The sequence below is a fragment of the Endozoicomonas atrinae genome (genome assembly GCF_001647025.1).
Taxonomy (GTDB): domain Bacteria; phylum Pseudomonadota; class Gammaproteobacteria; order Pseudomonadales; family Endozoicomonadaceae; genus Endozoicomonas; species Endozoicomonas atrinae.
In genome coordinates this window covers 1-8,165 of sequence record NZ_LUKQ02000240.1, presented here as the reverse complement: position 1 = coordinate 8,165, position 8,165 = coordinate 1, and the positions used below count along the sequence as shown (strand labels likewise).

Below are 8,165 nucleotides of genomic sequence, written 5' to 3'. Positions count from 1 at the left end.
AAATCAACATCATTAAAACCTTCGGGTAGCTGTGGTCGACGAGACATCTGTTCTAGATAATGCATGGTAATGATGCCTAAGCATAGTTGGCGGCAGCTTAAGGATTTAGAAAATGCGATTGGTATCATTTGTTCTTTCAGCTCTGCCATTGCTGCCTGCTTAACGGACAGAACGGTAGAAATATCTACATTGCAGTTTGGTCTGGAAGGTGACATGTAATAAATGGTGGGTACAGGGTGGGGGGCTAACTCAGGCATTTGATCTAGTGCATAATCTCTGGCGGCCAGTGCAATCGCTTCCAGGATCAGCATCATGGCTGGGCGTCGGTCCGGGTCAAGATCTTCAAAGCTGTGTTCCGGGTCCTGGGTAATGATGATATCGGGTTTGGTCTGCCTGATTATCCGGCAGATGGCTACTTTATAGTCTTTACGAAGATTGATTTCTCCCCGCTCAAAATCGAGAAAGGTTACTGAGTCCATAGCTAATACTTCTGCAGCATTTCGAATGTCCTGCTGCATTGTCTCCCTGACCAGCATGAGAGCAGCATGACAATGTCCTCCCTGCTGTTTATTAAGGGTTAGAGCACCGCTGCACTCAACCATTTCCATGCCATAAACACCCAGCATTAAGATTGATTTGGTCATGTTTAACCTTTGCTTGTTATTTAACCAGCCTGTCAGGCAGCTGCACCATTTACCTTGATCCAGAAACTGCCATTACTGTCGTATAATTTTTCGCTGTGAATATTGAAGAATTTTCGAAGATTTTTTTCAGTCAGTACGCTTTCAGGAGGGCCGTCAGCCTTTACTTCATGATCAGCCAGAAGGATAAGTCGATCGCACATCGTGGTGGCAAGATTAAAGTCATGATAACTGGCAATCACAGTTTCTACCTGATGACTGCAATACTGGAGTAACTGCCAGATATGACGGACATCAAGGTGATTACTGGGTTCATCCAGCATTAGAATGGCAGGCGCCTGGTATAATGCCTGCGCCATAAAAACCCTCTGTCGTTCACCTCCGGAAAGACTGCTGACCGGTTTATTGATCAGTGGGGCTAAGTGACAAATATCAATCAAGGTCTTGAGCTCGGGAGGTTGCACAGATGCATTCAGGTCGTGCGTCATTGAGGCCAGCTCAATGGTTTCTCTCACCGTAAGGGGCATGTCGACTGGTTGATCCTGAAGGAGTATGGACACTTCCTTTGCCAGGTTTTCGGGCTTCAATGAGTTGAGGCACTGACATTCCAGCAGGATATTACCGCTGGCTGGTGCATGAAGTCCGGCCAGGGCTTTCAATAATGTTGTTTTACCACTGCCATTAGGGCCAATTAATCCAATCTTTTCTCCACGATGGATATGAAGATTGATGTTATCCAGTATGACTCTATTACCCTGTTTCAGGGTCAAATGCTTTACATCAATGCACATGGTGCTTCCTCAGGAGAGAGAGCAGAAGCGGTACAGCCAGAAGTGCCATGGGTATCCCCAGAGGTAACTCTTCAGGCGCCAGGAGGGTGCGGCAGAGTATATCGACCCACATCAGGAGAAATGCTCCGATCAACACGCTGCCTGGTATCAGGTAACGATGGCTCGCTCCCAGTAAAAGGCGAGTCAGGTGCGGTACAACCAGCCCAACAAAGCCTACTGCGCCAGCGAGCGCGACCGAGGTTGCACTGAGAAGAACAATTACCCCACACCACAGCAGCCGCTCTTTTTTGATGTTAACGCCGAGTGTCTGGGCTTTATTCCAGCCCATCAACAGGGCATCCAGCTGCCGCCTGCGATGCCATGCGAGTAGAGACGAGCCGACAAGAGTTATTGTCAGAAAAGGCAGTTGATTGAGTTCTGCTCCAGAGAGCGATCCCAGCATCCAGCGGAGGGCAGGGCCCAGAGCGCGCTGATCCCCAAGTAACATGATCAGTGTTGTTAAGGCTGACAGCAGCGCTGCAATGGCAACGCCAGCCAATGTCAGTGTCAGTGGATAAACCTGTCCCTTTCTTCCGCCAGCACAGAACCACACCAGCGAAAAAGCAGCAAGACCTCCAATAAATGCAGACAGTGAAATGGGAAGCAGCGCAACTATTGACCACCCGAAAATATGCATAACGACCAGCAGGCTTGCTCCATTTGCTACACCCAGTAGATAGGGGTCAGCCAGTGGGTTTCTGAATAAGGTCTGTGCCAGGGCTCCAGCCAGGCCGAGGGCACCGCCAACCAGAGCTGCGCCAAGAACTCTGGGCATTCGCAGTTCGGTGATGATGAGATCACTGACGGAGTTTTGTTCGCCTGTCAAAATATTAAGCAGGCTTTCCAGGGGAAGGGGAACTCCGCCCAGTGCCAGTCCGGCAATGATGGATGCTGGGAAAAATAGAATGGCCAGGTACAGTAACGGCCAGGAGTAGTGTCTAAACATTTACCGGGTGTCCTCGAGGTCGGCCAGTGCTTTGTTGATCCGCAGAACACCCTGGGCTGTTCTGATACCCTCGATAGTCTCCGAGAATGGCATCGTGATTGAGGGTATGGATGACAGTTGTTGGCTTAATACCGGGTGGGATTGGATAAAAGACTGTTTGCTACTGGCTGGTGCCCAGTCTGCTTCCACAAAAATGATCAGATCGGGTTTGGCCAGTAAAATGGCTTCCCAGGTGATGTGGCCCCAGGGGCGAGGAATACTATCACCGATATTTCTCGCACCAGCCAGTCTTATCATTTCCTGGCCTATCCCCCGGCCACCTACGATATAAGGTGAGTTTTCATCGTGAGACCAGAGTAAAACTTTGGCCTCATTCTGAAGGGGTGAAAGCTGCGATAAAATATGCTGTTGTCGTTTGATCTCTTTTTGAGCATTAGCGGTAACATTGAGAATCTCACCAAGCTCCCGAATGCTCTGCCAGATGGTATCCATATCAACTTGTTCTGAGCAGTTCGATGGTAACAGGTAGCTGTTGATACCATGTTTCTGCCACCAATGTCGGTCGCCAACCCCCTGGGGAGAAAAAGCACTGTTGAACCCCCCGACAATAAAGTCTGCATTGCTGAACAGTACCTGCTCTACTGTCGGGTAAAAGACAGATAGCCGGGGTATACGATCATAGGCTGCTTTTAACGGCTGCCAGATGGCATCATCAGGGTAGGCAGTGCCGACCATTCGATCGCCAACACCTAGCTGTAGCAGCAATTCTGTACTGTGCTGATTCAGCGTGACTATCCGTTGTGGCGTTTGACCTTTTACAGCGATTCCACAGTTATCAATGGCATAGGCTGAAAGCGGGAGAATGCTGCTTATCAGCAGATGAAGACAAAATGATAAAAGCCTCATTGTGTGCCAGCCAGATTTAAAATCTTGATGGCAGCACAGGCTGCTCCAAAGCCATTATCTATATTGACGGTTAATAAGCTTCCGGAGCAGCTGGCAAGGCAGGATTCCAGAGCAACTCTACCGCCTTCCGATATGCCGTATCCAACCGATGTCGGCAGGGCAATGACCGGAGCTTTGACCAGACCGCTGAGCACGGTTGGTAGAGCGGCTTCCATTCCAGCAGCAGCAATGATGACGTGATAACTTTTCAGAATCTCCAGTCTTTCCAGTAAACGCCAGAGTCCGGTAACACCTAAATCATAATGTTCATCACAGGAAAAACCGTGGTAATTCAGAGTTATTACCGCTTCTCTGCACACTGATATGTCTGAGGTTCCGCCAGAGACAACAGCTACCCTGGTTTTTCCAGAGACAGCATACTGTCCAAGCACAGCCGTGTTTGACTCAGGATTGTAGCTGAGTGCTGTTTTGATGTTGTCTGGCAGAGCCTGATACTTGCTTTTAATGAGGCGGGTCAGAAGAAGCCGGTAGTTCTGATCAATGGCATTCTGGCAGATACTGGCAATTTGTTTTGCGCTCTTACCCTGACAGAAAATAGCTTCTTCCAAACCGGTGCGGTCAGCACGCTGTAAATCTAACAATACTTCCATGATGGTCATACCAGAAATGCACTTCCGCGGTTGTAAGGCGAGAGGGAGACAGACTGGCTCTTGGTTGGCAGCATATCTGTGATGATATTGATAAGAGAGTTTTGCTTTTCACGACTCATGGAAGATAGCTCCTGCCTGCCCACCTCAATTACGAAACCTTCCTGACGTACACGGCAACGTACGTTATCGGACAATGTCTCGGAACGAACCTTTATTTCAATAGCATCAACCAGATCAAGATCGACCATGGCAATGGGGATCCCGGTCTCGACCCTGCTGGACAGGCAGGGAGATGCAGGCAGCTCGGAAAGATGATCATGGCCAAGTTCTTTGGCGATGGCTCTCAACCCTTCTTTGCTGATGCCGGCTTCGACATAGGGGTGGCGAACCTGCTGTTCTCTGGCGGCAATAAGTCCGGGGCGATAGTCATCCAGGTCATCAAGGTTAGTACCAGATAGGGTTGTGCCAAGGTTGAGTCTGGCAATACTGGAATAGAGGCAGGTTTTGCAGTGGTAGCAACGATTAGCCGGATTTTTCTGGTAGTCTGAATTACTCATTTCACCGGCATTAATTTCTACCAGTTTCCACCCTTGCTGTTCGGTAAAATCTCGGACTCTCTTGGTAGCCTCACTGGGTACTGCAGAAGAAACCGCATGAACAATGGTGGCATTATCCCCAAGTACCTGATGGGCGACGATAGCTAAGGTGATACTGTCAACACCACCGCTAACCGCTATCGCACACTGGCCTATCGAAGCGAGAATTTCCTTTAGCTTGATGTACTTTTCAATGTTCATGGCTATCCACCTGGCATGCTTCGAGTTCTACCGTTCGACGCAGGGATTCTCTGTGGTAATGATTGTGTCCATGAGTCGCAATGTCGTCCATTTCAGCCTTGGCGGTTTTCCCTATACCGGGACGTTCTGCATACTTCACTCGGACGCCATGCTCTTGATGATACCCTTCGCTTCTGGGTAGTTCAAAGCGACTGGCCTCATACCAGCGCACACCCAGGGTGGTGGTATGGGCAAAAATGCAGTCAGCCACAGCCTGTTGACAGGAGGGTTTTACCAGAATACGAAGCTGGGTGGTCAATCGACCTTTTTTTCCATAAGCCGGGATTTGAACAACATCTATGACGGAGTGAGTCTTGCGAATGGTATCAATGCCAACTGCGAGTGATTCGGGGCTCTGATCATCAATATCGCATTCCATGACAATCACGGAACTGTGGTTTGACTGACCTTCGATGTCGAACAGGCAGACCCGAAGAATATTGCTCATTCCCTGAAGTTGTTTGGTGCCAAATCCATGGCCTGAACCAATCAGTTTTCCCCTGGAAATAGTGCTTGAAGGCTTTAACCAGGACAGGATGGCGGCACCTGTTGGTGTGATTCGTTCTCCTTTAATGTCGTCATCAAAAAAGGCAAAGTCTTTCAATAACTCAATGGTTGCCGGTGCTGGTACTGGAATCAGACCATGATCCGTTTTTGCCAGTCCACCACCCCAGGGCAGCATTGAGACACTCCAGCTGGATGCCTGCAATTGATGAATCAGCCAAGCCGCAGAAAGAATGTCGATAATTGAGTCCCATGCTCCCACTTCATGAAAGGCGACAGAGGCAACGGTTTTGTTATGCACTTTAGCTTCTGCTTCCGCTAACAGCTCAAAGATACCAATGGCATGGTGTTTTACTTGTTCTTCAATTGACAGGGAAACAATCCATTCACGAATTTCACTCCAATGAGTATGGTGGTGTTCATGATCATGATGATGTTCGTGTGAATGGTTCTGATTTAAAGAAACAGTAAAGTGCTGTCCGCATAAAACTTGGTCAGTGAAAGGTTCAATTGATATCTGTGGATTCATTGAACAATCAAGCTGTTTAAGAAATGACAATAATGGTTGCTGAAACTCTGGGCAGGCATCTACAATAGCGGCAGTAAACATATCACCAGCTATGCCGCCACAGGTATCCAAATGGATATGTCTAATATTCATACTAATAATTTTTGGCAAAGGCCTGATTGCAACAGCAGATGAATATCCATCTGTTGAACGTGATTGATCAGGCGAATTGATCATTTGGTTTCGTAATTTATTATACTTGCTCGTTATTGCTCACATTCTGATGTGAGTCAATTATTTGTTCTGTGGGCATTTTGTTTTATGAATTGAAAGAAATATTAAGGGCAGGGCTGTTTATTAATTGATCACTGTTTTTTTTATTATTTAACTGAAGTATCTTGTGATTCTGGAAAGAAATTATTTTTTCTGCCTGTTCGATGAAAATATAATCAGTAAATAATGCTGCTGATTATATTTTGACTGAAAAGCAGACATTTATTTTTTATCAATCAGCCTGAGACTTGATTGCAACCTACAGAAATTTTGCAACTTAACGTGCTATGGAAGCAATAGCCAGAACAGGCTATTGCTTCTTTGAGTATCAATCAGCTGACAGGAGCCAGTAAAAAATTGCCTGGCAGTCCATTTGTGACGTTCAACTCAACGTATGTTTTACCTCCTCGATGCTTTAATGATATGCCGTTATCAGGCTTTGCAAGTTTCCATTTACCTCGCAGTGTCAGTTCCAGCTCATGTACTTTGGCGGGCTGGCTATTGAAGTACGTTTTAGCAGCATTAGAGCCATCGCGTGCTATTTTCTGATAGTCAAACTTCCAGCCTATGTCTGGAACACTGGCAGCAATATGCAGGTTTCTGCCCTTTTGCTGTTGCAGGACCGCTGCAGGAATATGGACTTCCTGAATTGCGAAATTCTCAGGTGTTTCAGCACTGTCTTCATAAAAGGCATAGGCCGTTAAGCTCTCCTGTGGGAACGTTACCAGATGCATGTCTTCATCACCCTTTATAACCTGATAAAACTCAGTAGGTTTGTCTGACAGCTGTTTTAGTTTGGAGCCGTCCGGGTCATCTGGAATTAAAACATACGCATAAAAATCGGACTTCGGTTTAATGCCGTGATTGAGATAGGCTTGCTTGAAGAGTCCTTCTGTTGGCTTGTAATTGGTTGTCAGGCTCTGTTGCTGCTGACGAGTGATAATCAGGTCAGCACTACTGTCTGCAAGATAGTAACTGTTACCAGCCGCATCCGTTATTGACGCTGCTGAGCCTGCTGGGATAGTGATTTTAGTCTGCAACCCATCAATTGATCGCCCATTCAAGGTAGTAATCTGTTCCGCTGAATTCAGGCTGGTCTGAAATAGTGTCGTGTGGGTTTCATCCTGTCGTGTACCTCCAGAAATATCAGTGCCAAGTGCCAAGACTTTATCACCAGTGAAGAAGTAAGTCTTACGAGCGGCCAAATCGGTTGGGCTGGTAAATGGCAGTGCTTCAAGGTCATGGACAAAGAAGCCATTTTTTCCAAGAGTGACACCGCCCACATAACGTTTAGAACTGTAATTCCGGTGAATGTTTCTCTGGGTGATTCTCTGTTTTTTTCGCGACGCTTTGACTTTTTTGTCGGCTCTTTCTTCGATAGGGTAATGTGATGCTGTGGTGCCTGGTACATGATACCAGTCCCAACCATTTAGCAGATCGTATCCGGAACCTTCTGGAAAGAGGGAGGATTAAGAAAGCAAACAGAATATTGGAAATCATTAGTTGTACTAATCATGAAGTGTTAAATTAAATTTGCTTTCAGTTTTTACAGTCAACGTTATAATGAAGAAGTGATGATTTTATATTTTATTTGAATCTGAATCTGTCAGGTTCGATATGCTGAAGATGACAATAATAAGAGAGTAGATGATAGATCGTAAAAATGTGGCTTGAGACTGGTACCCTTCCATATAAACAGTAATTTTTCCCTTTCCTTTTCAAAATTGAATCTGCTAGTCAAACTTGAGCAGTTCGCGGAGGAAGGTCTCGTAGAAGTTTTCCATAAGTGATGAATGTAGTGAAGTGAATGTAACCTATAGTCTGAACCGCCTTATAACTGGTGACCTACTCTTTTGTCGAAGTTAATAGTGAAGGTAGATGCGAGGAATGGGCGAAACCTCCCCACCCTGCCGCTGCCACGTTTGCCCGTGGCCGTAACGGTCTCAGGTAGAATTAGCTAAATTACTGAATATTAAATGAAATAATTATTTTCATGTTTTTCAAGGGATACATGCAGGGATACATTTTATTGAATAACTAACCGACCGGTTAGCTGTAACCTTTTTTGTAT

At 46.4% G+C, this 8,165-nt stretch carries 8 protein-coding genes; all 8 read right to left on the bottom strand.

Annotated features, from left to right (window positions below; translation table 11 throughout):
* The coding region (locus AK963_RS22600; protein ID WP_066017679.1) for a PIG-L deacetylase family protein at positions 1-644 on the bottom strand (644 nt) is incomplete at its 3' end.
* A gap of 32 nt (positions 645-676) precedes the next feature.
* A complete protein-coding gene (locus AK963_RS22595; protein WP_066017678.1) occupies positions 677-1,432 on the bottom strand; it encodes an ABC transporter ATP-binding protein in 756 nt (251 codons plus the stop codon).
* A complete protein-coding gene (locus tag AK963_RS22590; RefSeq protein ID WP_066017677.1) occupies positions 1,422-2,417 on the bottom strand; it encodes a FecCD family ABC transporter permease in 996 nt (331 codons plus the stop codon). Before AK963_RS22590 ends, AK963_RS22595 begins: the two co-directional genes overlap by 11 nt.
* Positions 2,418-3,323, bottom strand: coding sequence for an ABC transporter substrate-binding protein (locus tag AK963_RS22585; RefSeq protein WP_066017676.1), 906 nt, complete (start codon positions 3,321-3,323; stop codon positions 2,418-2,420).
* Positions 3,320-3,973: a nickel pincer cofactor biosynthesis protein LarB gene (gene larB, locus AK963_RS22580; protein ID WP_066017680.1), complete on the bottom strand. Its 654-nt coding sequence runs from the start codon at positions 3,971-3,973 to the stop codon at positions 3,320-3,322. Before larB ends, AK963_RS22585 begins: the two co-directional genes overlap by 4 nt.
* A 5-nt stretch (positions 3,974-3,978) precedes the next feature.
* Positions 3,979-4,770, bottom strand: a complete 792-nt coding sequence (gene larE / locus AK963_RS22575; RefSeq protein ID WP_066017675.1) for an ATP-dependent sacrificial sulfur transferase LarE — start codon at positions 4,768-4,770, stop codon at positions 3,979-3,981.
* Positions 4,760-5,974 (bottom strand): nickel pincer cofactor biosynthesis protein LarC, encoded by a 1,215-nt coding sequence (gene larC, locus AK963_RS22570; RefSeq protein ID WP_066017674.1) that lies wholly within the window; start codon positions 5,972-5,974, stop codon positions 4,760-4,762. The genes larE and larC overlap by 11 nt, the downstream gene beginning before the upstream one ends.
* Before the next feature lie 452 nt (positions 5,975-6,426).
* On the bottom strand, positions 6,427-7,530 hold the full coding sequence (locus AK963_RS22565) for a polysaccharide lyase family 8 super-sandwich domain-containing protein (protein WP_083232846.1): 1,104 nt from the start codon (positions 7,528-7,530) through the stop codon (positions 6,427-6,429).
* Positions 7,531-8,165: the final 635 nt, after the last annotated feature.

What these genes read in the sequence shown, in the direction of transcription:
- larC (WP_066017674.1), bottom strand. Translation starts at nt 5,974, where the DNA reads ATGAATATTAGACATATCCATTTGGATACCTGTGGCGGCATAGCTGGT.
- larB (WP_066017680.1), bottom strand. Translation starts at nt 3,973, where the DNA reads ATGGAAGTATTGTTAGATTTACAGCGTGCTGACCGCACCGGTTTGGAA.
- AK963_RS22585 (WP_066017676.1), bottom strand. Translation starts at nt 3,323, where the DNA reads ATGAGGCTTTTATCATTTTGTCTTCATCTGCTGATAAGCAGCATTCTC.
- larE (WP_066017675.1), bottom strand. Translation starts at nt 4,770, where the DNA reads ATGAACATTGAAAAGTACATCAAGCTAAAGGAAATTCTCGCTTCGATA.
- AK963_RS22590 (WP_066017677.1), bottom strand. Translation starts at nt 2,417, where the DNA reads ATGTTTAGACACTACTCCTGGCCGTTACTGTACCTGGCCATTCTATTT.
- AK963_RS22595 (WP_066017678.1), bottom strand. Translation starts at nt 1,432, where the DNA reads ATGTGCATTGATGTAAAGCATTTGACCCTGAAACAGGGTAATAGAGTC.